The following is a 25722-nucleotide window of genomic DNA, read 5'->3' as shown; positions in this document are numbered from 1 at the left end:
CTTAGGCTGTCTCCCCTTGCTGTATTAGACTTTGCCGTAGAGACATCTGCGAAGTGCCCTACTAAGGAGGACAGGTTGAGCGATCAACCCACGCCATTAAGACCGGAGCCCGTTGGCGAGAGGGAGGGCGACCCCCTTCTCAATGCGCTGGTCTTCATGGCGCGTTACCACGGCAATCCCAGATCTGCAGCAGTGCTGGTCGATGGCCTTCCCATGGAGGAAGGCCGTCTTCCCCTGGCGCTTGTCAGTCGTGCCGCGGCACGTGCCAGTCTGAGTGCCAAACTGGTCAACCAGCAGATCACGGCCATCAGCGACATGCTGATGCCGTGCATTCTCATACTCAAGGAAGAGCGTGCTGTCGTCTTGCTGGAGGTCGACAACGACGCAGGCAAGGCCAGGATTCATCAGCCTGAGGCCGATGGTGATGAGCTGGTGGACATCGAGTCACTGACTGAGCGTCATGATGGGCGTGTCGTCTATCTCAAGCAGGAGCACCGCTTTGATGAACGCGCACCGGAAACGCTCAAGCAGAGCGATGGCCATTGGTTCTGGTCAACGCTGAAGCTGTCGCGGCCGATCTATCGTGACGTGATTCTGGCGTCGATATTGATCAATCTGTTTGCCGTTGCATCGCCACTGTTCGTGATGAACGCCTATGACAAGGTCGTGCCCAACCTGGCCTTCAACACACTGTGGGTCTTGGCGACGGGTATGGCGATCATCATGGTGTTCGACTTCGTGATGCGCCAGACACGTGCCTACTTCATGGACACGGCCGGCAAGAAGTCCGAGGTGTTGCTGACCTCGAAGCTCTTCTCCAAGACCATGAACCTGCGGATGGAAGCGCGTCCCGGCTCCGTCGGTGGCTATGTGAAGCACCTGCAGGAGTTTGATTCGATCCGCGAGTTCTTTACCTCCGCGACCCTGACCACCCTGGTCGATCTGCCGTTTGCCCTGCTGTTCCTGCTGGTGATCTGGATCGTGGCGGGGCCATTGGTTCTGGTGCCCTTCGCCGCGCTCGTGATCCTGCTTGTCTACAGTCTGGCGATCCAGAAGCCGCTGCGCAGCAGCATCGAGCAGGGGTCGCGCCTGGCGACGGAGCGCAATGCGCGCCTCGTCGAAGCGGTCTCCGGCCTCGAGAGCCTCAAACTGGCCAATGCTCAGGGCGAAACCCAGCGCCGATATGAACGTGCCGTCGGGCAGATCGCGCATTGGGGGGTGAAAAGCCGCAACCTGACGACCTCTGTCAGCTCGTTGAGCATGTCGCTGACACAGGCCACCACGGTGGCGCTGGTCGTGTTCGGGGTCTATCTGATCGCGGATGCACGCCTGTCTGTCGGTGGCTTGATCGCCGCGGTCATGCTGTCCGGGCGAGCGTTGCAGCCGCTGGGGCAGTTGGCGTTGCTGATCACACGCATCGGCCAGACTCGCAGTGCCATGAGTGCGCTTGAGCAGATCATGGCATTGCCGGAAGAGTCGGAAGATCGTCGTTACGTTCACCGCGAGCACCTGCAGATGCGCATCGAATTCGACCGCGTCGGCTTTGCCTATGCGCCGAACACGCCGCCAGCCGTGTCGGATATCTCACTGACCATCAACCCAGGTGAGAGGATCGCGATCATTGGGCGTATCGGTGCTGGCAAGAGTACCTTGCAGCGTCTTGTCTCTGGCCTGTATCGCGCCACGGCGGGCAGCGTTCGAATCGATGGACTGGATCTCAATCAGCTGCATCCCGCCGATGTACGTCGGCATATCGGCCATGCGGGCCAGGACAGTTCACTGTTCTTCGGCTCCATTCGCGACAACATCACCCTCGGCCAACCACATGCCAGTGACGTACAGGTCGAACTCGCGGCTGATGCCTCCGGTGTGACCGAATTCACTCGTCATCACCCTGAAGGACTGGACCGTCAGGTGGGTGAGGGTGGGCGCATGCTCTCCAGCGGTCAGCGTCAGACGGTCTTGCTGGCACGCGCACTCTTGATGCGTCCTCCGCTCTTGCTGCTCGATGAGCCCGGTTCGCACATGGATAACCGCGCCGAGCTGCGCCTGCGCAGAATGCTCAAGTCCCTGCCACGCAGCCAGACGCTGGTGCTGGTCACTCACAAGAGCAGCATGCTCGACGTGGTAGACCGCGTCATCGTCATGGAAGGAGGGCGCATCGTCGCCGATGGTCCCAAACAGCAGGTGCTGAGCGCCCTGAATGAAGGCCGTGTCGCCGGGCGCAAGCAGGAGGTGAATCGTGGCTAAGGCACCGATTGAGCAGCGTGACCTTCACCATCTCGACGATGTCAGCTCGGCCGTGTTGCTGGCGACTCCCTGGAAGTCGCGCATCCTGATCTGGATGGTGCTCGCATTCGTGGTCATCTTCATCATCTGGGCTAGCCAGGCGAGTCTGGAGGTCGTCACGCGCGGGTCCGGCAAGGTCGTGCCCTCGACGCACTTGCAGGTCGTCCAGAACCTGGAAGGCGGTATCGTGCGCGAGATCTATATCAAGGAAGGTCAGGTCGTCTCGGCGGGGGAGCCACTGCTGCGCATCGATGACACCAGCGCAGGTTCCGATCTGCGCGAGCGTGTCTCGACCCTCGATGGCCTGCAGGCCACCATCATGCAGTACGACACCGAGCTTGATTCCATCGAGGTCAACGCCTCCGCGGATGCCTGGAAGGATCAGGTGAGCGTGAAGAATATCGAGTTGCCCTTCGACGAAGAATTCAAGGCGCGCAGTCCCGCTCTGGTGTCGCGTGCGATGACGGCATATCGCACGCATCTGAATCAGCTCAACAGTGGCCTCAATGGCGCGCGTGAACAGATTCTGCAGAAAGAGCAGGAGTTGCGTGAGTTGAGATCGCGCATCAACAGTCTCGAGCGCAGCTATCAACTGTCACGTCGCGAGCTCGGCATGACGGCCCCACTGGTACGAGAGGGCGTGGTCTCTCAGGTGGACCTTCTCAAGATCCAGCGTGAGGTCAACGACCTGCGGGGGGATCTTGAATCGGCGCGCCTGGCCGTGCCGGGCAAGCAATCGGAGCTGGATGAGGCCATCTCGAATCGGGTCGGCGTCGCGCAGGAATTCCGCTCACGTGCCGCGGAAGAACTCGCCAAGACCCAGGCAGATCTGGGTCGCTTGCGTGAGGGGCGCACCAGTCTTCAGGACCGACTCGATCGTACTTTGGTGACCTCTCCGGTTCAGGGCGCCATCAAGACGCTGAATATCAATACCATAGGCGGCGTCATCGAGCCCGGGGAAGACCTGATGGAGATCGTTCCCATCGAGGATCAGCTGCTGGTTCAGGCGCGAGTCGCTCCCAAGGACATCGGCTTCCTGAGAATCGGACAGCCGGCCGTCGTCAAGTTATCTGCCTACGATTTCACCATCTACGGTGGGTTGGAAGGCAAGGTCGATCAGATCAGTGCGGATACTGTGCAGGATGAAGAAGGCAACAGTTTCTACGAGATCAAGGTGCTGACGGAGCAGAACCACCTTGGCAGTGACTCGGATCCGCTCACGATCATCCCGGGCATGCAGGCCAGTGTCGATGTGATCACTGGCAATCAGACCGTACTGCAATATCTGATGAAGCCGATTCTGCGCGCCAGGCAAGGTGCCTTGCGTGAACGTTGATCAAGGATTTGATGGATTCGAGGGTAACTCATAATGAAAAAGACACTCTTGGCGTTGAGCATCGCCGCAGGGATGGGGTTTGGCGTTCAGGCTTCGGCTGCGACTCTTGAAGAGGCCGTATCCCGAGCGGTAATGGAAAACCCGCGCACGCGCGTTCAGGTTTCACGTCACATCCAGCGACTCGAAGAAGCGGAAACCCAGCGCGGGGCGTATCGCCCGACGGTGGATCTGACCGGTCGTCTGGGATATGGCAAGTTCGACTCGGAAGATGACGGCGTCAATGACGATGACGACTGGCACGATTACACGCGCCTTGATCTGACCATCCGTCAGCTGCTCTGGGACGGCAACACGACAATCGAGCGCATTCGCCAGGCCGAGACAGAGGCGGACTACCAGCGCCTGCAGGTCGCGGCCGAGGCCAATGACATCGCGCTGGATACGGCCGGTGCCTATCTGCAGGTCATGCGTGATGAGCTGATTCTCAAGTATGCACAAGCCAATCTCGAGGCTCACCGTCGTATCTCGAATGATATCGGGCGGCGTGCGGAATCCGGCCTTGGTGCGCGCAGTGACGTGCGTCAGGTGGATGGTCGTCTGGCCAATGCCGAAGCCAGCGTGCTGTCATCGATCAACAATCTCGAGGATTCCCGCTCTGCCTATCTGCGTCTGGTGGGCGAGATGCCGTCGGACCTCAGCATGCCGGGCATCGACACCAGCCTGCTCAGCGAGGATGTCGAGAGCGCCTACGTGCAGGCCAATCAGCGCAACCCGCTGTTGGCAGCAGCGCGGGTCTCCATTGATGCTGCCCGCCATGAAGTGAACGCCGAGAAGGGCGATAACTACCCCGAGTTCAGTCTCGAGGGCAATCGCACGCTGGACAATGATTATGATCAGGACAAGAGCAAGTCAGACGACTGGAGCGTCGAACTGGTCATGCGCTACAACCTGTATCGTGGCGGACGTGATCAATCCGAGATCCGCGGTCGTCAGGCAGCGCTGGAAGCGGTCGAGCACGACAATGATCGCGTGATGCGCGATGTGCGTGACGAGATTCGTCTGGCATGGAATGCCCGCGAGAACCTCAAGCGTCAGATAGATTACCTGGAAAGTTATGTGCGTGCCGCGACCGATACCCGCGAGAGTTATCGCAAGCAATTCGATATCGGGCGCCGCACATTGCTGGACCTTCTGGATAGCGAGAGTGAGCTGTTCACCTCTCAACAGAACCTGATTCGCGCCCGTTTTGATCTGGAAACCGCCAACTATCGCCTGCTGTCGGCGACCGGCGCTCTGCTGGATTCCATGAATGTTGCCGTCCCCGTCCAACAACAGGGCTAAGCCACCCACGGCGCTCCTGAACCCTGGGTGCGCCGTTGCCATGCTGATGGTTGATGAGGAAATCAGATGAGTCTTTCGCGCCGCCTGTTTACCTTGATGTTGCTGGTATTGTTGGGGTTCTCCCTCGGTATCTTCTTCATCCAGGTCAACAACACCCGTGATGCATTGGCCGAACGACAACGCGTCGAACTCTCGAATCTCGCCCAGAGCCTGAGTCTCGCGCTGGTGCCACATGTAGAGCTTGGCGATGCCGCCAGTGCCGAAGCCCTGATACGTGCCACGGTGGATGGAGGCCATGTGCGCGATGCCAGGCTGGAGAGCGTGGCCATCGCGACACCCATCGCTTTCAATGTCGTGCGCGAGAGTCTGGCCCCGCAGTGGTTTCGTGACCTGATTCCCATGCCGGTGGAATCGGCGAGCCGCGAGCTGCCGGGTGGCTGGGCGTCGCTGGGCACGATCAGCCTGACCGGCGAATCCGCCCAGGGCTATGACCAGCTCTGGCAGCTGGCCAAGCGTCTGGCGCTGTGGCTGTTGCTGGGCGGCCTGATCACGCTGCTGATTGCCTCATTGGTCATGCGCCGTCTGCTGCGCCCGCTGGAGCGCCTCTCGTCTCGCCTCAATGAGATGGAGACACAGCGCTTCGACGCGCCGCTGGAAGAGACCAGCGTGGCGGAGCTCAAGGGCATCACCTCGGCGGTCAATCGTCTTGGACAGCGCCTGCAGACCCAGTTCGAGGCTCAGGCCGCGCAGTTGGCGCGTCTGCAGCGCCAGGCGGAAGAAGACTCGGTATCGGGGCTTGGCAACCGCGGCTATTTGAATCGAGCGGTCGATGAGTGGCTGAGCGAGCCGATGGGTGGCAGCTTCGCGCTGCTGCGCGTGTCGCATATCGAGGTGGTGTATCGCGAGCAGGGCTACAAGGGGCGTGACGCCCTGGTGAAAGCCATCGCGCGCAAGCTTGAAGATCGCGAACTGGCGGGTGAGGCGATCATTGCCGCGCGTCTGGCCAATAGCGATTTTGGCCTGTTGCTGCCGGAAACCGACGAGACTCGGCTTCAGGAGTTTCTCACGCTATTGGCGGAGGACATCGACAACCTGCTGGATGCCAATCCGCTGGTGGATACTCCGCCGGAGAACTGTGCCCTTGGCGCCGTTCGGCGTGAGCCGGGCATGCAGCGTACCCAGATGTATGCCGTTGCAGATGCCACGCTTCGTCAGGCCATAGAGCAAGGATCGGGCGTGGAGCTGGCCCCTGCGGGCGGCCGTGCGCGTCCGCGAGGCGAGTGGCGCGAGATCATCGAAAAGGCCCTGGATTCCCCCAAGGGACTCGATTTCGTCGCTCAGCCGGTGTTGCTCAATGATGGTGGTGAGCTTCACCGCGAGCTGTTTGCCCGTCTGCGCGATGGTGATGAACTGCATCGTGCGGGTGATTTCCTGCCCGTGATTCGCCATTTCCGCATGGGGGCGCAGTTCGATCTGCGCGCTCTGGAGTGGCTGGCGTCCTATATCGACAGGATTGAAGTGCCCAGGCTGGCGCTCAACCTGACCGAAGAAACCTTCGACGATGAAGCCAGTTATATTGGTCTGCTCAACTGGTTGGCGGCGCATCCGCGCCTGTGCAAGCGTCTGGATATCGAGGTGTCCGAAAGCATCGCCCTCAGGCATCAGGAGCGTATCAAGATGCTGTTCCGACATGCTCGTCGTCTGGGGGCGCGGGGCGGCATCGACCGCTTCGCCCGAGAGCTGAAGGAGCTCAGCTATCTGTCGGCGCTGCGGCCTGATTACGTCAAGATCGACCAGGCGTTCTTCAAGCGTGAAGACGTCGACACCGAGCTGTTGCAGAGTCTGTGCATGACCGCGCATCAGGTCGAGTCGCAGGTCATCGTGACCCGCGTCGAGTCCGAGGCGGATCAGGAGCGGGCGATGTCGCTGGGCGCAGATGGCTATCAGGGCTTCGTGTCACCGGCAGTCGATGTCATGGCAAGGCTCGCCAATCCAGCAGAAGATATGCCTCGCTAAGTGACATTCAGGGTGCCTCGACATGAATCATCGCCGCTGGTGGGAGGGTCTTGCGGTCGGGGTGCTGCTGGCGTTGTCGCTCGGTGCGGGTCTGGCACAGGCGGTGGATTCCCGCCAGTTCATCCAGATCTACGGGACAGGTGGCTGGAATCGTGTGCAGCAATGGCAGCAACTGTTGCAGCGTCTGGAGGGCGCGCCGGTCAGGCGTCAGTTGAGCGAAGTGAACGATTTCTTCAATCGTCTCAACTTCACCGATGACCTCAGCGTCTGGGGAGCGACCGATTACTGGGCGACGCCGCAGGAGTTTCTGGGGGCAGGGGCCGGTGATTGCGATGACTTCGCCATGGCCAAGTACCTGACTCTACGCGAGCTTGGCGTACCGGAAGACCGCCTGCGTCTGCACTACGTCAAGGCGCTCAGCCTAAACCAGTTCCACATGGTCGTGACCTATCAGGGCGCCAATACGCGCAATCCTGATGTACTGGACAACCTGAACAGTTCCATCCTGCCGGCCAGTGAGCGCACGGACCTGCTGCCTATCTACAGTTTCAATGGCAGTGCGCTGTGGATGAGCAAACGTCTGGAAGGGGGCAAGCGCATCAGCGACAGCCGAGGCCTTTCAAGTCTGTCTGATTGGCAGAAGCGCCGCGCACAAGGGGTGCTGAGAGTGCCGCGCCACAAACGACCATGAGCCCGGCGGCGTAGGCCCCCTCGAGGAATGATGGTTGAGCTCTGCCAAGCACTACCAAGCACTACCAAGCACGACAGCACGACAGCACGACAAGACACCCCGTGACCTTCCGGTCGCGGGGTGTCTTGCCATTCGGGCGTTGCAGGCCAGAGCCCTTGCGAGCTTCACCGTGCAGATTGCGGGGCGCGCTAGCGGGGCGTATTGCCGCGCAGGTGCAGGATCTCGAGCAGATTGCCGTAGCGATGGCGACTCGGCATCGTGGCCAGCCCCGAAAACAGCAGCCAGAACATGCGCCGGCCACGTGTCAGACGATGCGTATGCTGCAGCAGGCGTGACAGTAGCTGGCTGTCATCGAAGCCCTTGAAGTTGGGCGTCATGCTGACCTGTTCTCGCACCAGTACCGGGGCCATCTCCAGGCGATAGAGCTTTTCCAGTTCCTGGAAGCTCAGCCCCTGGGCTTCGACGACTTCTGCCATGTGCTGATACTCGGCTTCACGCGGTTCGCGCTCCAGCCACAGTGGAGACAGCGCCAGCCAGATGTCCTGTCGGCGCTCGAGCAGGGCGGCCACATCGGGGGCGAGGTGAGCGTTCTGATCGTTCATGAAAACATCCTGGGCAGAGCCTGTCGGACAGTGCGGCTGGCAATCAGCGGCGAATGCAGGACGGCAGTGGAATGGCAGTGTGCGAAAAGGCCTACATGATACGGCAGCCGCCGCGGCTGGCTCCAGTGATATGCAGGCAGATGGCGGATCATGACGGCAGGGCGGACAGCGTCGCCGACAGCCGCTAGAATAGCGCCCATGAGCTGGCACTGAGCCTGCTTTACGGGATTCGAACGCCCTATTTCACGATACGCTTCACCATCCAAGGACGGCCATTGCCTGCTGTCAGGGTGAAGCGAGTATCGCATCGGCGGGTACACGCCGGGCCAACAGCAAACGAGGTTCTTTACGTGATCATCAAACCCAAGGTTCGTGGCTTCATCTGCACCACCACACATCCCAAGGGCTGCGAGCAGAATGTCGCCGAGCAGATCGCCATCACCCGCAAGACAGTCGGTGACAAGCGTGACGGTGGTCCGAAGAAGGTGCTGGTGATCGGTTCTTCCAGTGGCTATGGCCTCGCGGCACGCATCACGGCAGCCTTCGGTTATGGCGCCGATACCCTGGGCGTGTTCTTCGAGAAGCCGGGCACCGAGAAGAAGGCCGGCACCGCAGGCTGGTACAACTCTGCCGCCTTCGACAAGTTCGCCAAGCAGGAAGGCCTCTACAGCCAGGCCATCAACGGCGATGCCTTCTCCCACGAGACACGCGCCAAGGCCATCGAACTGATCAAGGCCAACATGGGTGAAGTCGACCTCGTCGTCTACTCGCTGGCCTCTCCGGTGCGCAAGCTGCCGGACAGCGGTGAAGTGAAGCGCTCCGTGCTCAAGCCGATCGGCGAGACCTACCGCGCGACTGCCATCGACACCAACAAGGACACCATCATCGAAGCGGAGGTCGAGCCGGCCACCGAGCAGGAAATCGAAGATACCGTCACCGTTATGGGTGGTCAGGATTGGGAGCTGTGGATGCAGGCGCTGGACGACGCCGGCGTGCTAGCTGAGGGCGCCCGCTCCGTCGCCTTCAGCTACATCGGCACCGAGATCACCTGGCCGATCTACTGGCACGGTGCGCTGGGTCGCGCCAAGGAAGATCTGGACCGCGCCGCCGGCAGCATCCACGAGAAGCTGTCCGCCAAGGGCGGTCGTGCCCACGTGGCCGTGCTCAAGTCCGTGGTTACCCAGGCCAGCGCCGCGATCCCGGTCATGCCGCTCTACATCTCCATGGTCTACAAGATCATGAAGGAGAAGGGCCTGCACGAAGGCACCATCGAGCAGCTCAACCGCTTCTACGCCGAGCGCTTCTATGGCGAAGGCGAGATCGCCACCGACGAGTCCGGCCGTCTGCGTCTTGACGACTGGGAGCTGAAGGACGACGTCCAGCAGGCCTGTCAGGAGCTGTGGCCGCAGGTCACCAGCGACAACCTGTTCGACATCACCGACTACGCCAGCTACAAGCAGGAATTCTTGAAGCTGTTCGGTTTCACCCGTGACGACGTCGACTACGATGCCGATGTCGCCACCGATGTCGAGTTCGATGTCGTTCAGATGTAAGAGCGCCTCAATATAAGCGCGCCTCGGCATAAGCGCAGAGGTCTTGGCAGCTCGCTAAACGCTGCCCACTGAGACCTGAGCGCTGCCCGCTGAGCACTGCACGTTGAGCACTGACGACGCCATCCTTCGGGGTGGCGTCGTCGCGTTTGGCGGCCTCATCTCGAGCGTCATGCCAGTGAGGGCCAGGCACAAGTGCCAGAGGCATGGCACAATATGGCGCCACCCTCACGCGACGGACCTCGACTCACACTCATGCCCGTGGATTCACTGGTTTCCCCCCAGGCCCAGCAACGCCAGATAGGCTTCGTGCTGCTGCCCGGCTTCTCGTTGTTGTCCCAGGCCTGTGCGCTGGAGCCCCTGCAGGTAGCCAACCAGCTCGCGGGGCAGACACTCTATCGGGCCGTCACCTTCGCGCTTGACGGGCGTGGCGTGGCGTCCGCGGCGGGCTTGAGTCTCTCGCCGGACAGTCTGGTCGCCAGCGATTCGCGTCATCTGGACGCCCTGTTCGTGTGCGGTGCTCAGCCGGCGGGCGAGGCGAGCCTGCAGGAGGTAGCCTCGAATCCCGCGCTGCTGGCCTGGCTCAAGCGACTGGCCGAGCGTGGCGTGATGCTGGGCGGCATCTCCACCGGCACTCGTGAGCTGGCCCGCGCCGGGTTGCTCGATGGCTATCGTGCGACGATCCACTGGCAGCGCGCCGAATCCTTCCGCCGCGACTTCCCGCAGGTCAACGTCTCCCATCAGCTTTATGAGCTGGACCGCGATCGTGTCACCTGCGGCGGTGGTACCGCGGCGATGGACATGATGATGACGCTGATCGCTCAGCAGCATGGTCGTGCGCTGGCCGAGAAGGTCTCCGAGCACTTCGTCTGCGAGCGCATCCGGCTGGCGGACGAGCCGCAGCACGTGCCGCTCAAGAACCGTTTCGCCCATGCGCCCCAGCCGCTGGTGGAGGCCGTGACGCTGATGGAGGCCAATATCGAGGAGCCGCTGTCCACCCACGAGATCGGCGAGCACCTCGGCATCTCGCGGCGTCAGCTGGAGCGGCTGTTCAAGAAGCATCTGCAGGCGGTGCCCAGCCGCTACTATCTGGATCTGCGTCTGGCGCGTTCGCGCCAGCTGCTGCGCGAGAGCGATCAGCCGATCGGTGAGATCGCGCTGGCCACCGGCTTTTCCAGCGCCGCTCACTTCTCCACGGCGTTTCGCAACCATTTCGGGCGCAGCCCCCGCGACGAACGTCTCATGTTGCAGGCCTGACACCTGCCCTGGATGACAAAAGTCGCCTCCTGACATAAGTCGTCGTCCTTTCGCTGAAAGTCTTTGTCATCTCGCCTCCCTATACTCGAGTGTCATGACCCGTGGCTTGCCGATCATCGGCCGGCCACGCCAAGACCCCGCGATGAGGAAGAGACGATGACCCAGCTGACCCGTGCCGATTTCGACCATGCCATGGTGCCCAACTACGCACCCCAGGCTGCCATTCCGGTACGCGGCGAGGGTAGCCGTCTGTGGGATCAGGAAGGTCGCGAGTACATCGACTTCGCCGGTGGCATCGCCGTCACCTCGCTGGGTCACTGCCACCCGGCGCTGGTCAAGGCGCTCAAGGACCAGGCCGACAAGGTCTGGCACCTGTCCAACGTCTACACCAACGAGCCGGCACTGGCGCTGGCCAAGGCGCTGACCGAGCGCACCTTCGCCGACAAGGTCTACTTCTGCTCCTCCGGTGGTGAGGCCAACGAAGCCGCGCTCAAGCTGGCGCGTCGTTTCGCCCACGACACCCATGGCGAGAAGAAGGACAAGATCATCTCCTTCCGTCAGTCCTTCCATGGCCGCACCTTCTTCACCGTCAGCGTCGGTGGCCAGCCCAAGTATTCCCAGGGCTTCGGGCCGATTCCGGGCGGCATCCAGCACGCCGAATTCAACAATCTCGACTCCGTGCGCGAGCTGATGGGCGATGACACCTGCGCGATCATCGTCGAGCCACTGCAGGGCGAGGGTGGCATCATCCCGGGCGAGCAGGCTTTCCTGGAAGGACTGCGTGAGCTGTGCGACCAGCACGATGCGCTGCTGATCTTTGATGAAGTCCAGAGCGGTGCCGGGCGTACCGGCCACCTGTACGCCTACCAGCACTTCGGTGTGGTGCCGGACATCCTGACCACCGCCAAGGGCATCGGCGGCGGCTTCCCGCTGGGCGCCATGCTGACCACCGATCGCATCGCACCGGCCATGGCCATCGGCACTCACGGTTCCACCTACGGCGGCAACCCGCTGGCGTGTGCCGTGGGTCTGGCGGCGCTCGAGACCATCGACACCCCGGAAACCCTCGACGGTGTCGCGCACCGCCACGCGTTGCTGCGCAACGGCCTGGAAGGCATCGCCAAGCGTCACGGTGTCTTCAAGGAAGTGCGTGGCATGGGCCTGTTGATCGGTGCCCAGATGGCGCCGGACTACGCGGGGCGTGCCAAGGACATTCTCAACCTGGCGATGGAAGAAGGCCTGATGGTGCTGATCGCCGGTCCTGACGTGCTGCGTCTGGCGCCGTCGCTGGTGATCAGCGAAGAGGAGATCCAGAGCGGTCTCGACAAGCTCGACCGCGCCGTGGCGAACTTCGTCGCCGCCTCTGCATCTGCATGAGCAGCGCCATGAGCAGTGCCCCGATGCTGGTGGTGCGGCCTGCCGAAAGCCGCGATCTGCTCGCCCTCGAGCGGCTCGCGGCCACGGCAACGCCTCGCCTGACCAATCTGCCGGCACATCGTGACCGCCTCGAGGAGCGCATTATGCGCTCCCAGCGCAGTCTGCGCGCCGAGATCGACTTCCCGGGCGACGAGATCTACTGCTTCGTGCTGGAAGATCTCGATACCGGCGAAGTGGTCGGTACCGCCTCGCTGCGCGCCGAGGCTGGCGCGCGGGAGGCTTACTACACCTATCGTCAGGAGACGCTGATCCACGCCTCGCAGCAGCTCAACGTGCGGCACGAAGTGCAGACGCTGTCGCTGTCGCATGAGGTGTCGGATGCCACGCTGCTGTGCGCGCTGTCGCTGGATGCCCGCTACCGCGAGACGGATGCGGACAGCCTGCTGCGCCGCGCACGCCTGATGTTCATCGCCCAGTACCCGGAGCGCTTCGCCACCGAACTGGCGGTGGCCTTCCCGGGCTATCTGGAAACGCGCGACGAGCGTCAGGTCAGCCCGTTCTGGGACAGCGTCGGTCAGCACTTCTTTGATCGTGATTTCAATGAAATCAATCAGATGGCAGGGGTGCGCTCCAAGAGCTTCATCGCCGAGGTCATGCCGCCGTTCCCGCTCTATCTGCCGCTGCTCACCCCCCAGGCGCGCGCCGCCATCGGGCGTGAGAACCCGCGCCATGAGTACGCCATGCAGGAGATGCTCGCCGAGGGCTTCTCGCGCTCGCGTCATGTCGACATCTTCGATGCCGGCCCCTTGCTGCTGGCGGAGTGCGAGCGTCTGCACACCTTCAAGCAGTGCGGTTGGCATCCGGTGCGTATCCGTCCGCAGGAAAGCCTGCCGGATGCGGTGCCGGCGATGGTGGCCAACCAGCGTCTCGGCGATTTCCGCTGTGTGCTGGCGCGCTATGCCCTGACGCCGACCGGCCAGCTGATGCTGACGCCACAGCAGGCCGAGGTGCTGGGCGTGGAAGAGGGGCGTGCGGTGCTTGCCGTGCCGATGCCATTGCCGACGATGGATGAGGGAGAGTTGTAATGCGCATTCGTCCTATCGCTCGACACGATATCGAAGGCCTCAAGGTATTGGCGCGGGAAACCGGTGTCGGCTTCACCTCGCTGCCGGACAATCATGAGTTTCTCAGCGCCAAGATAGAGCGCACTCTGGCCGCCTTCGAGGGCCGCGAACCCAGCGATGATCGTCTGTACTTCTTCGTGCTCGAGGATGATCGCGATGGCAGCATCGCGGGCTGCTGTGCCATCGAGGCCTGCGTGGGCACCGACGCGCCGTTCTATCACTATCGCCTCGGTTCGCTGGCGCACTCCTCGGTGCAGCTCGATCTGCATCGCACCCTGGATACGCTTACGCTGTGCTCCGACCACACCGGTGATGCCGAGGTCTGCTCGCTGTTCCTGCGTGAAGGCTGGCGCAAGGACCGCAACGGCGCGCTGCTCTCCAAGGTGCGCTGGCTGTTCATGGCCCAGTTCCGCGCGGCCTTCCCCGACAAGGTGCTGGCCGAGATGCGCGGTGTCTTCACGCCCGAAGGGCGCAGCCCGTTCTGGGAGTGTCTGGGCAGCCACTTCTTCCCGATGGACTTCAATGAGGCCGACCGCCTCACCGGCATGGGCCAGAAGAGCTTCATCGGCGAGCTGATGCCCAAGTTCCCGATCTATACGCCGTTTCTCTCCGAGCCCGCACGGGCCGCCATCGGGCAGGTGCATGAGCACACCCGACCGGCGGTGGCGATGCTCAAGAAGGAAGGGCTGCGCTGGGAAGGCTACGTCGACATCTTCGATGGCGGCCCGACGGTCGAGGCCTATATCGATGATGTGCGTGCCGTGCGTGACAGCCAACTGGCGAGTGTCGAGGTCATCGCGGGTGATGCCCCGGCCTGCGAGCGTCCCGCCGTGATGGCCGCCACCACCGGCATGGCCGACTTCCGTGCCAGCTGGATCAGTCACGACGTCACCCGGGACGACTCCGGCGCCTGCCATGTGCGTCTGCACCGTGATGAGGCCGAACGCCTCGGCGTCACCGGCGGTGACACGCTGCGTGTGCTGGCCGGCTGAAGCGTCCGCCACGGGCATCCGCTTCTTCGCGCCACCTCGCAGGCGCACACCGCCTTGCGTCCTTTTGCCATCAGCGGGGCAGATCGCCAACTGCCCCGTGATCTCCTTGTTCAGCGTCGCTCGCGCGGCGCGCCCTTTCGATGAGGCATGCCATGACCACTCCGAATTCGACTCCCGCCACACTCAACGTGCGTCAACAGCTCTTCATCGACGGCGCGTGGCAAGCGGGCGAGGCCGCATCCTTCACCAAGACCGACCCCGTCTCCCACGCACGTCTTTGGCAGGGCGCCGCTGCCACTGCCGAGCAGGTCGAGCAGGCCGTCGCGGCAGCGCGTCAGGCATTCCCGGCCTGGGCACGTCTGGGCTTCGAGGCGCGTCTGGCGGTGGTGGAGCGCTTCCGCGATCAGCTGGAGCAGCATCGCGAAGCGCTGGCGGTCAGCATCGCCAGCGAAACCGGCAAGCCGCTGTGGGAGGCGCGCACCGAGGTCGGCGCGATGATCGGCAAGATCGCGATCTCGGTGAAGGCCTATCATGAGCGCACCGGCGAGCGTGCCAGGGATGTCGCGGGCACCCAGGCAGTCCTGCGCCACCGTCCGCACGGCGTGATGGCGGTCTTCGGCCCCTACAACTTCCCGGGCCATCTGCCCAACGGCCACATGGTGCCGGCGCTGCTGGCGGGCAATGCCTGTGTGTTCAAGCCCTCCGAGCTGACCCCGGCCACCGCCGATCTCACCCTGCAGTGCTGGGAGGCCGCGGGCCTGCCGGCCGGCGTGATCAATCTGGTGCAGGGCGCGGCGGAAGTCGGCCAGGCCCTGTCCCAGTCCGAGGGCATCGATGGGCTGCTGTTCACCGGCAGTGCCAAGGTCGGCAAGCTGCTGCACCGTCAGTTCGCCGGTCAGGTCGGCAAGCTGCTGGCGCTGGAACTGGGTGGCAACAACCCGCTGGTGGTGCGCGATGTGCAGGATGAAGCCGCCGCGGTACTGGCGATCATCCAGTCGGCCTTCGCCTCGGGCGGTCAGCGCTGTACCTGTGCGCGACGCCTGATCGTGCCGCAGGGCGAGGTCGGTGATCGTCTGATCGATACACTGGCCACGGCGCTGCGTGAGTTGCGGGTGGCGGGTCAGTTCGCGCAGGACGCCCCCTTCTATGGCGGCCTGGCAAGCGTCGCCGCGGCCGAGGGGCTGCTCAAGGCGCAGGACGATCTCGAAGCGCGGGGCGGCAACGTCATCGTGCGCATGCAGCAGGTGGAAGAGGGCACCAGTCTGCTCAGCCCGGCGCTGATCGATGTCACCGGCCTTGCGCTCGAGGACGAGGAATTCTTCGGTCCGCTGCTCAAGATCCATCGCTACGCCGATTGGGACGACGCCATCGCGCTGGCCAATGACACCCGCTACGGCCTCTCGGCCGGGCTGATCGGGGGCGATCGCGCTGACTGGGACGACTTCCTGCTGCGCATTCGCGCGGGCATCGTCAACTGGAACCGCCAGACCACCGGCGCTTCCGGCGATGCGCCCTTCGGTGGCATCGGCGACAGCGGCAACCATCGCCCCAGCGCCTATTACGCCGCCGACTATGTCAGCTATCCGGTCGCCTCGATGGAAGCCGAGGAGCTGGCGCTGCCCGCGAACCTGCCGGCCGGTATCCGTCTGTAAGGCCGTCCGTTCGGGCACCGTTGCCGCTTACCCATTGTTGACCACGACGCCCGCCGTGCCTGTTTGCTGAGCTGGCAAGGCGTCGTGGCAGGAGACCTTCATGTCCGATACTCCGTATCAAGAGATCAATTTCGATGGCCTGGTCGGCCCGACCCACAACTACGCCGGTCTGGCGCATGGCAACGTGGCCTCGATGCGCCACGGCGGGCTGGCCTCCAACCCGCGCGAAGCCGCGCTGCAGGGCCTCGACAAGATGAAGTCGCTGGCGGATCTGGGTTATGCACAGGGGATTCTGCTGCCGCAGCAGCGCCCGGACCTTGGCGCACTGCGTGATTTAGGCTTCACCGGCAGCAACGCCCAGGTGTTGAAGGCGGCCAGCGAGCAGGCCCCGCAGCTTCTGCGCGCGGTGTGTTCCGCCTCCAGCATGTGGACGGCCAACGCCGCCACCGTCACGCCGTCACGCGACAGTGGTGATGGCCGCGTGCATTTCACGCCGGCCAACCTGCAATCCAGCTTCCACCGCTACCTGGAGCCCGCGACCACCGGGCGCATCCTGGGCGCCATCTTCGCCGACGATGGCCACTTCGCGCATCACCCCGCGCTGCCCGCGACCCCGGCCTTCTCCGATGAGGGCGCCGCCAACCATACGCGGCTGTGCGATGGCCACGGCGGGCCGGGCGTGCATCTCTATGTCTATGGCCGCCAGGCCTTCGGCGGTGATGGCGTCGAACCGCGTCGCTATCCGGCGCGCCAGACGCTGGAAGCCAGTCAGGCCGTCGCGCGTCAGCATGGCCTGAGCGAAGGTCAGGTGGTATTCGCCCAGCAGCACCCGGACGCCATCGATGCCGGTGTCTTCCACAACGATGTGATCGCGGTGGGCAATGGCCCGGTGCTGTTCTATCACGAGCTGGCCTTCCGCGATGAAGAGGCGGTGCTTGACGAGATTCGCGCCAAGCTGTCCACGCCGCTGATCCCGATCCGTGTGCCATTGGAAGCCGTCAGCCTCGAGGATGCCGTGTCGTCCTATCTGTTCAACTCGCAGCTGCTCTCCAGCGACGATGGCAGCATGACGCTGGTGGTGCCGGGCGAGTGTCAGGAGAACGAGGCGGTGTGGAACGCGCTGCAGAACGCGATTCTGGCCGGCCCGAACCCGATCGGCGAAGTGCTGGTCAAGGACGTGAAGCAGAGCATGCGCAATGGCGGCGGCCCGGCCTGTCTGCGTCTGCGCGTGGTGCTCAGCGACGCCGAGCGCGCCGCGTTGTCCGGGCGCGTGATGATGAGCGACACGCTGCACGCCGAGCTGGGTGACTGGGTCAAGCGTCACTACCGTGACAGCCTGACACCGGCAGACCTCGCCGATCCGCAGCTGGCCGAGGAGACACTGACGGCACTGGATGAGCTGACGCGGCTGTTGAAGGTCGGCAATGTCTACGCCTTCCAGCGCTGATCGCCCTTGCTGAAGTCCACAACGACACAGCCCCCATCGGTCTTGCCGGTGGGGGCTGTGTCGTTGTGGATTGGTGATCTGAAGTCTGAAATGTGAGAGGCGAATGCCGTGGCGCGACTCAGGCCAGCTGTGGCTGAATCACGCGCGTGGGCTCGCGACGCACCGGCCAGTGCACGATGGCGGCCAGCAGACCGAAGATGCCGCTGGAGATCCATAGCAGGTCGTAGCTGCCGGTCAGCTGATAGACCACACCACCGCCCCAGGCCCCCAGGAAGGCACCGACCTGATGGGCGGCCAGCACCATGCCGAACACGAAGGCCTGACGCTTCTGACCGAAGTAGAGCGCGACGGCCTGACTGGTCAGCGGCACTGTCGACAGCCACAGAATGCCCATGATCGCGCCGAAGGCGTAGAGCAGCATGCTGCTGGGCGGGATGACCACCATCGCCATCACCAGCGCGGCGCGGCACAGATAGATCAGCATCAACAGCTGCGGCGGGTGACGGCGGCCGCCCCAGGCACCGAACAGGATGGTGCCGGCGATATTGAGCGCGCCGATGATCGCCAGCGTGTTGCCGGCCACGTTCAGGGGCAGGCCGCAGGCGACCACGAAATTGGGCAGGTGGGTGGCGATGAAGGCGACGTGCACGCCGCAGACGAAGAAGCCGCCGGCGAGCGCCAGAAAGCGTCGGTCCTGCAGCAGCGGACCCTGGCTCGGGATATCCTCCGCCGGTGCCTCACTGCCGGCCGGCGGGCGACGCAGTAAGGGCAGCGCCATGGGAATCAGCAGCAGACAGCTGGCGCCGAGAGCCAGCATGGCGATCTTCCAGTCGATCAGTACCAGCATCGGGGTCGCGACCGAGTAGATCAGCTGCCCGAAGGAGCCGCCGGCCGAGGCGATGCCCAGCCCGATGCCACGATGCTGAATGGGGACCACGCGCGTGACGGCTGCCAGCACCAGCGGAAAGGTGGTCGCCCCGATGCCGATGCCAGCCAGCACGCCGGCACCCAGCATCCACACCGTCGGGGTCGGCCAGAGGGCGGTGACGCCCATGCCGACCGCGTAGCACAGGCTACCGACGAGGAAGACGCTGAGCGTGCCGAAGCGGTCCGACAGCTTGCTGGCGATGGGTGCGGCCAGCCCGAAGACCAGATTCTGGATGGCGAGCGCGAATGACAGACTCCCCATACCCCAGGTGAGTTCGCTGGCCATCGGTGGCAGCATGAAGCCCATGGCCTGCCGCGCGCCGGTATTGATGGCGAGAATCAGCGCTGCCAACGCGATCGCTGCCTTCCAGTTCAGTTGCATGTCTGGCCCACCCCTGTCGTTATCATTGTGCTGCGGACTCCACTGCCTGTGGGCGGAAGATCACCTTGAGACCTTGGTCTCTATATTCCACTTTATTCTCATGGATGGGCGCATCCCGAATACGTCAACGACGGTAGCAGAAGCGACAGCGCAGTCGTTGCTTGTCACGTACGGTCGTGGCGCGGACGTCGTCGATCCCGCCACCTCAGGAGGTAGTGATGCATATCGGTCTGCTGCAATGCGATGACGTGAATCCGGCCCTCATCGAGCGGCACGGCAACTATCCCGCCATGTTCCAGGCCCTGCTCACGCGCAGCGACCCGGATATCCGGCTCAGCGTCTGGCGCTGCCTGGATGGCGAGTTTCCCGAGCAGCTGGATGCCTGCGATGGCTGGCTGATCACCGGGTCAAAACATGGCGTCAATGATGGGCTCGCCTGGATCACGACACTGTGTGAGTTCGTCCGGCGCGTGCATGCGGCAAAGCTGCCGCTGGTCGGTGTCTGCTTCGGCCATCAGGTGATCGCCAGGGCCTTGGGGGGCGAGGTGGAGAAACATGCACGCGGCTGGGGTGTCGGCCTGTCGTTCAATCGTGTCTGCGCGCGACGCCCCTGGATGCAACCGCCGCAAGCAGGGCTGGATCTCATCGTCAGCCATCAGGATCAGGTCAGTGCCCTGCCTGCCGATGCCCGGGTGCTGGCGGACAGCGCCTTCTGCGCCTTCTATCTGATCGAGGTGGGCAGCTGCCTCGGCGTGCAGGGGCATCCGGAGTTCAGCCCCGCCTATTCACGTGACCTGATGAGGTTGCGTCGCGAACAGATCGGCGAACATCGCGTGCGCGAGGGCGAAGCCTCCCTGAGTGTCGCACCAGACAGCGCCGTGATGACGCAATGGATGCTGGCCTTCATTCGCCACTGGCGTTGAGGCCTGACCAGCGCAGGGCGCTTTTTCACGAGCCATCAGGAACCGGCAGCAGCCATCAGGAACCGGCAGGGGCTGTCAGCTATCAGGCGCCGGCAGGCATCGGTGACGAATCGTGCCCGGCTTGCGTGGAATCCACTGCCGATCGCACCCCGCGAAACGCTATACTGTCATGCATGTCACATGCGCTGTTTACCATGGCGGGTGTCATACCCCGTCCTGGTGACATGCCCCGGTCTCGCGACACTACACTGTTTCCCGTTTGGCACCATGGTGCTGAGTCGTGACCTGTAGAATTTCGCCATTCGGGGTATGCCAATCGCGCAGCCTGCCCGACATGCAACGTGCCGTTCGCCCCCTGACACCGGACACACGCAGCGTCAGTCTACTGACGCCATGTTGAGTCATGCCGTCGCGCCGCTCTGTATCCCAGCTCTGTATCTCAATCCTGTCCCTGCTTCATGCTCCTGAGGAGAAGCCCCTTGGCCAACTTCACTCTGAACGGCAAGGCCGTCAGTCTCGAGGTCGATCCGCAAACCCCGCTGTTATGGGTGCTGCGTGAGCACCTGGGTCTGACCGGCACCAAGTTCGGTTGCGGCATCGCCCAGTGCGGCGCCTGTACCGTGCACCTGAACGGCACAGCGGCGCGTACCTGTGTCCTGCCGGTTCTGGCCGCCGAAGGTGGTGACATCGTCACCATCGAGGGGCTGGCCGAGAACGATGACCACCCGCTGCAGCAGGCCTGGGTCGAGGAGCAGGTGCCGCAGTGCGGTTACTGCCAGTCCGGCCAGATCATGCAGGCCGCCGACTTCCTCAAGAATACGCCAGACCCCACCGATGAGCAGGTCACCGCCGCCATGGCCGGCAACCTGTGTCGCTGCATGGCCTACGTGCGCATCCATCGCGCAGTGAAGCGTGCCGCCACCATCGCCAATGAGCGTGCCACCAGCCAGGTGAGCGGTCAGCAGACCGACGCCACGGCCGCGACTGCCGGCGTCGGCACCTTCGATCCGCGTGCCACGGCAGGCACCGTATCCCATTCTGCTGTCGAGGAGACGTCTCATGGCAAGGTTTGATGACAAGCTGGCCGCGCATCAGCGCGAGCTTGCTGCCGCGCACAAGACTTCCTCGAGCCGCGGCGGTATCACGCGGCGTGGCTTCCTGATCGGCAGTGTGGCGGGTTCCACCATGCTGGCCTTCGGCGTGTCCGGCGCGGCGCTGGCTGCCGGGGCAGACGGCAAGGGTTCGGCCAGCGAGACGCTGTCCGCCGGGGCCTTCGAGCCGACCATGTGGTACGCCATCGCCACTGATGGCACCGTCACCGTGCATATCACCAAGTCCGAGATGGGCCAGCACGTCGCCACCAGCCTCGCACGTCTGGTGGTCGAGGAGCTGGAGGCCGACTGGGACAGCGTCAAGGTCGATTACGTCGACAGCGCTCCCAAGTGGGGCTACATGATCACCGGCGGCAGCTGGTCGGTTCACCAGAGCTACCAGCCGCTGTCACAGGCCGGCGCGGCGGGGCGTATCGCGCTGATCGAGGCGGGCGCTCAGCAGATGGGCGTGGCGGTCGAGAGCTGCAAGGCGCGCAAGGGACGCGTCATCAGTGGCGATCAGTCGCTGGGGTATGGCGAGATCGTCGCGGCGGGGCTGGAGCGCAGCTTCTCCGAGGAGGAGCTTGCGGCCATCGAGCTCAAGCCGGCCTCCGAGCGTCGCGTGCTGGGCACCAAAGGCAACGCGCTGGACGTGCCGCCCAAGACCAACGGTCAGGCCGTCTACGGCATCGACTACACCCTGCCGGAAGATATCGAGGCGCGTGTCGGCAAGACATTGCATGCGCGTCCGGTGATGCCGCCGAGCCGCTTCGGCTGCAAGGTCACCGCCGTCGATGACAGCGAGGCCCGCAAGGTCATCGGCTATCGCCAGACCATCGAACTCAAGGACCCGTCCGGCATCTGTCAGGGCTGGCTTGCGGTCATCGCCGACAACTTCTCGGCGGCCATGCGCGCCACCGACCTGCTCAAGGTCGAGTGGAGCAAGGGCGACAGCTATCAGGTCGACGAGACGGCGATCCAGGCCGAGGGCCAGCGTCTGGTCAGCTCGCCGAGCCGCGACAATGGCTCGCTGCTGGTGGATCAGGGCGACCCTGCGCCGCTGCTCGAGAATGCCGCCACCACGGTGGAATCCACCTTCACCACCTCAAGCGTGCTGCACTTCACGCTGGAACCGGCCAATGCGCTGGCCTACGAAGAAGATGGCCACTGGCACATCCACTGCGGCAACCAGCAGCAGTCCCTGCTGACCTCACTGGTCACCAAGGCGCTGGAGCTCGAGGAAGGCAAGGTCACCCATCACCAGCTGTATCTGGGCGGTGGTTTCGGGCGTCGTCTGCACGGTGACTACGCCGTGCCGGCAGCGCTGGCCTCCAAGGCCGTGGGGCGTCCGGTGAAGATGATCTTCACGCGCCCCGATGACAGCCGCTTCGATTGCGTGCGCTCGCCCTCGGTGCAGCGTCTGCGTTCCGGTCTCGATGCCGAGGGGCGTGTCGTGGCCTCCGAGCACGCCGCCGCCGCCGGCTGGCCGACGGCAGCCTTGATGCCGGCCTTCATGGCAGAAGCCATCGAAGGTGGTGGCAAGCTGGATTCCTTCTCCATCAGCGGCGCGGACCATTGGTACAACGTCGGCACCCAGCGTGTCTGGGCGCAGCAGAACAAGGTCGCTCACGAGGCCTTCGTGCCCGGCTACCTGCGCTCCGTCGCACCGGGCTGGACGCTGTGGGCGGTCGAACAGCATATCGATGAGCTGGCGCTGGCCGCCGAGCAGGACCCGGCCGAATTCCGTCTCGCACTGCTGGACGCCGAAGGCCGCAATGCCGGCAAGGCGCCGGTCAGTACCGGCGGCGCCGAGCGTCTGCGCAACGTGCTCAAGCGCGTGATGGAGAAGTCCGGCTGGAGCGAGCGCGACAGCCTGCCGGCAGACACCGGCATGGGTGTGGCACTGAGCTTCGGTCAGGAACGCAGCATGCCGACCTGGGTGGCCTGTGTGGCACGGGTCAAGGTCGATCGCGCCACCGGCGAGGTCAAGCTCGAGAAGCTGACCAGCGTGGTCGATGCCGGAACGCTGGCGCATCCGGATGGTGCCATGGCACAGCTGGAAGGCTCGCTCCTGTGGGGCGTCTCGATGGCGATGCACGAAGGCACCGAATACCGTGAGGGCGGCCCGGTGGCGCAGAATCTGGGCGCCTACCAGCCGCTGCGCATGCATCAGGTGCCGCAGATGGATCTCGAATTCGTCGACAGCACCGAGATGCCGGTCGGTCTCGGCGAGCCGGGCACCACGGTGGTCGCACCGGCGATCGCCAACGCCATTCAGCATGCGGTCGGCGTGCGCCTGCGTGACCTGCCGATGCGTCCGGCGGCGCTCAAGGCCGCGCTCAGCGAGGCCTGATCCTCACCGGTGAATGCCTCTGATACCCGCCACTCCGGCATGCCCGGGTGGCGGGTTTCGTGTCTTCAGACCGCGCGCAGGCTTCTGATATGAGAGATTATTGATGCAACACCTTGATCTTGAAGTGATCCATCAGGCGATCGACTGGCTGGCACCCGCAGATGGCGAGCCATCCGCGCGCCCGATCTGGCTGTGCACGGTGCTGGCCACCTTCGGCTCCTCACCGCGTGAGCCGGGTACCTGGCTGGTGGCGCGCGCCGATGGGCAGCATCGTGGCTCGCTGTCCGGCGGCTGTGTCGAGGAAGACTTTCTGGCGCGCCTGGCTGACGGGGAATTCACCGCGCCCGCCCAGGTGATCCGCTATGGCGAGGGCGGCCACCAGGGCGCGGGGATCGCCTTGCCGTGTGGCGGCATTCTCGACGTACTGGTCGAGCGCTTCACGGCCTGTGACGCAGACATCGCGCATCTCGAGGCGTTGCGCGCGGCGCTCGAGGGCCAGACGCCGCGTCTGCGGCACGTGATGCTGGAGGGGGATGGCGCGCGTACGCTTCAGCACGACAGCGGGCTGGGGGAGCGGGTCGAGCCACTCAAGGGCCACGCGGGTGAGGCGTGCGGCTATCAGCTGCGGGTCGGGCCGGTGGCGCGTCTGCTGCTGGCGGGCCTCTCGCCGGTGGCGGAAGCCTGCGCCGCCTTCGCCGTCAGCCTCGGCTTCGAGGTGATCATCTGCGAGCCACGCGAGGAAGTGCTGGCCGACTGGGATGCCCGCAAGGCACCGCTCGAGGGCGTCAGCCTGCGCCGCGAGCTGCCGTCACGCTTCATCGCCGCCGGCGGCTGTCATGCCGCCACCGCCGTGGTCGCGCTGACCCACGACCCGCGTATCGATGACCTGGCGATGATCGAGGCGGTACGCCAGCCCGCGTTCTATATCGGCGTGATGGGCTCGCTGCGTACCTCAACGGCGCGTGCCGAACGGCTGGCGCGCAGCGGTGGACTCAGCGCCGAGGAGATCGCGCGCATCGTGATGCCGATCGGGCTGAATCTGGGCAGCAAGACACCGGCCGAGATCGCGCTGGCGGTGATGGCCGATATCGTGCGCATCCGCCGTGGCCGCGCTCGCGAGAGCCTGTGAAGGCGCTCAGGGGGCAGGCAGAGAGGTCGCCCATGAATGAGTCGATCATTCTGGTCATGGCCGCGGGGCAGAGTCGCCGCTTCGGCAGTGACAAGCGTCAGGCGCGTCTGGGAAATGGCCAGACACTGCTGATGGCGACGCTTGCGCGGGTCATGTCCTGTGAGGTGGACTGGCGTCTGCTGCTGCGTGAGGACGATGATCCCGCCGCACTGCTGGGAGATGACTTCGCGCGTGAGCATGCCGGGCGGTTCTGGCGTGCGCCGCAGGCGGGCAATGGACTCGGTGCCAGTCTCGGCGATGCCTTCCGTCAGCTCAGTGATGAGGCTGGATTGGCACATGTGCAGGTGGCGGCGGTATGGCTGGCGGACATGGCGCAGATCACGGCGCAGACCTTTCATGTCCTTCGGGCCGAGGCCCAGGCCGATGGCGTGCATATCGTGCGACCGAGGCTTGAAGGCGAGGGCGGCCCCGGGCATCCGGTGCTGTTCGGGCGGACGCTGTGGGCAGAGCTTGCGGCGCTTGAGGGCGGCGAGGGCGCGCGCGAGATGATCGCGCGACATCGCGAGGCGCTGCGTGAGGTGGCAGTCGGTGATGCCGGTATCCATCACGATATCGACACGCCAGCGATGCTGGAGCTCAGGGGCTGAGACAGAAACTGAAACTGAATGACTGAGGCCGAGGAACCGCGTGCGCTGGAAACAGGCCTCTCCAGACAGCAAAAAGCCCCGTCACCATTAAGTGACGGGGCCTTTTGCTGTCTGCGTATCGCGTTACAGCGTGCGCATATCCAGCAGCTTGATGCTCTGGATGCGCGGCTCGCCCCAGCTCAGGTCGAGCACCCACTCGGCGTCGAAATGCGTGTGCAATACGCTGCCATCGCGCATGGCGGCGCGGTGCTCACCGCCCATGCGCAGGGTGGCGCTGTCGAGGCTGTTGCGCTGGGCACGCACCCAGCCGAGTGCATGGCCATTGACCAGCAGCTCGCTGCGACGCTGCTCCCAGTTGGCCAGGTACTCGCTGCCGGTCAGGGTTTCATCCAGCAGCTGGATGGAAGCCTCCTCGCCCAGCAGTTCCGCCAGTTCGATAGCAGGCGCCATGCGGTTGAGCATGGAGAACCAGCGGTGCGCGAAGTTTTCGAGTTCGGCCTCGAGGGCCAGATCATTGAAGGTATCGGCGTACATGGCACCTGCTCCCGAGTGGGTAAATATTGATGGGCATTATGCCGAGAGTCGTGAGCAGTAAA

General features: G+C 64.0%; 20 protein-coding genes. 17 read left to right on the top strand and 3 right to left on the bottom strand.

The annotated features are described in order from the left end of the window. The first annotated feature begins 75 nt into the window (after window positions 1-75). The 5 genes from CLAM6_RS14715 to CLAM6_RS14695 all read left to right on the top strand — a co-directional run bounded on the left by CLAM6_RS14715 (window position 76) and on the right by CLAM6_RS14695 (window position 7673). Entirely contained in the window at window positions 76-2250 is a 2175-nt protein-coding gene (locus tag CLAM6_RS14715; protein ID WP_242007693.1) for a type I secretion system permease/ATPase, read from the top strand. Next, a complete protein-coding gene (locus tag CLAM6_RS14710; protein WP_153636505.1) occupies window positions 2243-3625 on the top strand; it encodes an HlyD family type I secretion periplasmic adaptor subunit in 1383 nt (460 codons plus the stop codon). Before CLAM6_RS14715 ends, CLAM6_RS14710 begins: the two co-directional genes overlap by 8 nt. A 33-nt stretch (window positions 3626-3658) precedes the next feature. Further along, a complete protein-coding gene (locus tag CLAM6_RS14705) occupies window positions 3659-4966 on the top strand; it encodes a TolC family outer membrane protein (protein ID WP_082388386.1) in 1308 nt (435 codons plus the stop codon). Between the two features lie 66 nt (window positions 4967-5032). Beyond that, window positions 5033-6982 carry a bifunctional diguanylate cyclase/phosphodiesterase gene (locus tag CLAM6_RS14700; protein WP_153636504.1) on the top strand — a complete coding sequence of 650 codons (1950 nt, stop codon included), beginning with the start codon at window positions 5033-5035 and terminating at the stop codon, window positions 6980-6982. A 22-nt stretch (window positions 6983-7004) separates the two neighbouring features. Then, window positions 7005-7673 carry a transglutaminase-like cysteine peptidase gene (locus CLAM6_RS14695; RefSeq protein WP_153636503.1) on the top strand — a complete coding sequence of 223 codons (669 nt, stop codon included), beginning with the start codon at window positions 7005-7007 and terminating at the stop codon, window positions 7671-7673. Between the two features lie 188 nt (window positions 7674-7861). Here CLAM6_RS14695 and CLAM6_RS14690 read toward each other — a convergent pair whose 3' ends face one another. Then, window positions 7862-8275, bottom strand: coding sequence for a DUF7079 family protein (locus tag CLAM6_RS14690; RefSeq protein WP_107336043.1), 414 nt, complete (start codon window positions 8273-8275; stop codon window positions 7862-7864). Between the two features lie 350 nt (window positions 8276-8625). On the opposite strand from CLAM6_RS14690, the gene fabV reads away from it, so the two are divergent. The 7 genes from fabV to astB all read left to right on the top strand — a co-directional run bounded on the left by fabV (window position 8626) and on the right by astB (window position 17674). Then, window positions 8626-9828 carry an enoyl-ACP reductase FabV gene (fabV, locus tag CLAM6_RS14685; protein WP_043334421.1) on the top strand — a complete coding sequence of 401 codons (1203 nt, stop codon included), beginning with the start codon at window positions 8626-8628 and terminating at the stop codon, window positions 9826-9828. Between the two features lie 252 nt (window positions 9829-10080). Then, complete coding sequence (locus tag CLAM6_RS14680; protein WP_172978721.1) at window positions 10081-11082, top strand: GlxA family transcriptional regulator; 1002 nt, start codon at window positions 10081-10083, stop codon at window positions 11080-11082. A 156-nt stretch (window positions 11083-11238) separates the two neighbouring features. Continuing rightward, the gene (locus CLAM6_RS14675; protein ID WP_153636502.1) at window positions 11239-12459 is read left to right on the top strand and encodes an aspartate aminotransferase family protein; all 1221 of its coding nucleotides are present in this window, start codon (window positions 11239-11241) and stop codon (window positions 12457-12459) included. 23 nt (window positions 12460-12482) lie between these two features. Further along, a complete protein-coding gene (locus tag CLAM6_RS14670; RefSeq protein WP_153636977.1) occupies window positions 12483-13544 on the top strand; it encodes an arginine N-succinyltransferase in 1062 nt (353 codons plus the stop codon). Next, window positions 13544-14575: an arginine N-succinyltransferase gene (gene astA / locus CLAM6_RS14665; protein ID WP_054555698.1), complete on the top strand. Its 1032-nt coding sequence runs from the start codon at window positions 13544-13546 to the stop codon at window positions 14573-14575. Before CLAM6_RS14670 ends, astA begins: the two co-directional genes overlap by 1 nt. 152 nt (window positions 14576-14727) lie before the next feature. Then, the gene (astD, locus tag CLAM6_RS14660) at window positions 14728-16227 is read left to right on the top strand and encodes a succinylglutamate-semialdehyde dehydrogenase (RefSeq protein WP_153636501.1); all 1500 of its coding nucleotides are present in this window, start codon (window positions 14728-14730) and stop codon (window positions 16225-16227) included. Between the two features lie 100 nt (window positions 16228-16327). After that, complete coding sequence (astB, locus tag CLAM6_RS14655) at window positions 16328-17674, top strand: N-succinylarginine dihydrolase (RefSeq protein WP_153636500.1); 1347 nt, start codon at window positions 16328-16330, stop codon at window positions 17672-17674. A gap of 118 nt (window positions 17675-17792) precedes the next feature. Here astB and CLAM6_RS14650 read toward each other — a convergent pair whose 3' ends face one another. Next, a complete protein-coding gene (locus CLAM6_RS14650) occupies window positions 17793-18983 on the bottom strand; it encodes an MFS transporter (protein ID WP_107336046.1) in 1191 nt (396 codons plus the stop codon). A gap of 218 nt (window positions 18984-19201) precedes the next feature. Between CLAM6_RS14650 and CLAM6_RS14645 the strand changes: the two genes are divergently transcribed. The 5 genes from CLAM6_RS14645 (at window position 19202) to CLAM6_RS14625 (ending at window position 25126) form a co-directional block, all read left to right on the top strand. Beyond that, on the top strand, window positions 19202-19906 hold the full coding sequence (locus CLAM6_RS14645) for a glutamine amidotransferase-related protein (protein WP_153636499.1): 705 nt from the start codon (window positions 19202-19204) through the stop codon (window positions 19904-19906). A gap of 479 nt (window positions 19907-20385) precedes the next feature. Continuing rightward, entirely contained in the window at window positions 20386-20979 is a 594-nt protein-coding gene (locus CLAM6_RS14640) for a (2Fe-2S)-binding protein (RefSeq protein WP_064503317.1), read from the top strand. Next, window positions 20966-23350 (top strand): xanthine dehydrogenase family protein molybdopterin-binding subunit, encoded by a 2385-nt coding sequence (locus CLAM6_RS14635; RefSeq protein ID WP_153636498.1) that lies wholly within the window; start codon window positions 20966-20968, stop codon window positions 23348-23350. Before CLAM6_RS14640 ends, CLAM6_RS14635 begins: the two co-directional genes overlap by 14 nt. A gap of 103 nt (window positions 23351-23453) precedes the next feature. After that, window positions 23454-24479: an XdhC family protein gene (locus CLAM6_RS14630; RefSeq protein ID WP_153636497.1), complete on the top strand. Its 1026-nt coding sequence runs from the start codon at window positions 23454-23456 to the stop codon at window positions 24477-24479. A gap of 32 nt (window positions 24480-24511) precedes the next feature. Continuing rightward, window positions 24512-25126, top strand: a complete 615-nt coding sequence (locus tag CLAM6_RS14625) for a nucleotidyltransferase family protein (RefSeq protein ID WP_153636496.1) — start codon at window positions 24512-24514, stop codon at window positions 25124-25126. 123 nt (window positions 25127-25249) lie between these two features. Here the strand turns inward: CLAM6_RS14625 and CLAM6_RS14620 are convergent, their stop codons facing one another. Next, the gene (locus tag CLAM6_RS14620; protein WP_054555691.1) at window positions 25250-25660 is read right to left on the bottom strand and encodes a hypothetical protein; all 411 of its coding nucleotides are present in this window, start codon (window positions 25658-25660) and stop codon (window positions 25250-25252) included. Window positions 25661-25722 lie beyond the last annotated feature (62 nt).

Source organism: Cobetia sp. AM6, from assembly GCF_009617955.1.
Taxonomy (GTDB): Bacteria; Pseudomonadota; Gammaproteobacteria; order Pseudomonadales; family Halomonadaceae; genus Cobetia; species Cobetia amphilecti.
This window is presented reverse-complemented; position numbering and strand designations above follow the sequence as displayed.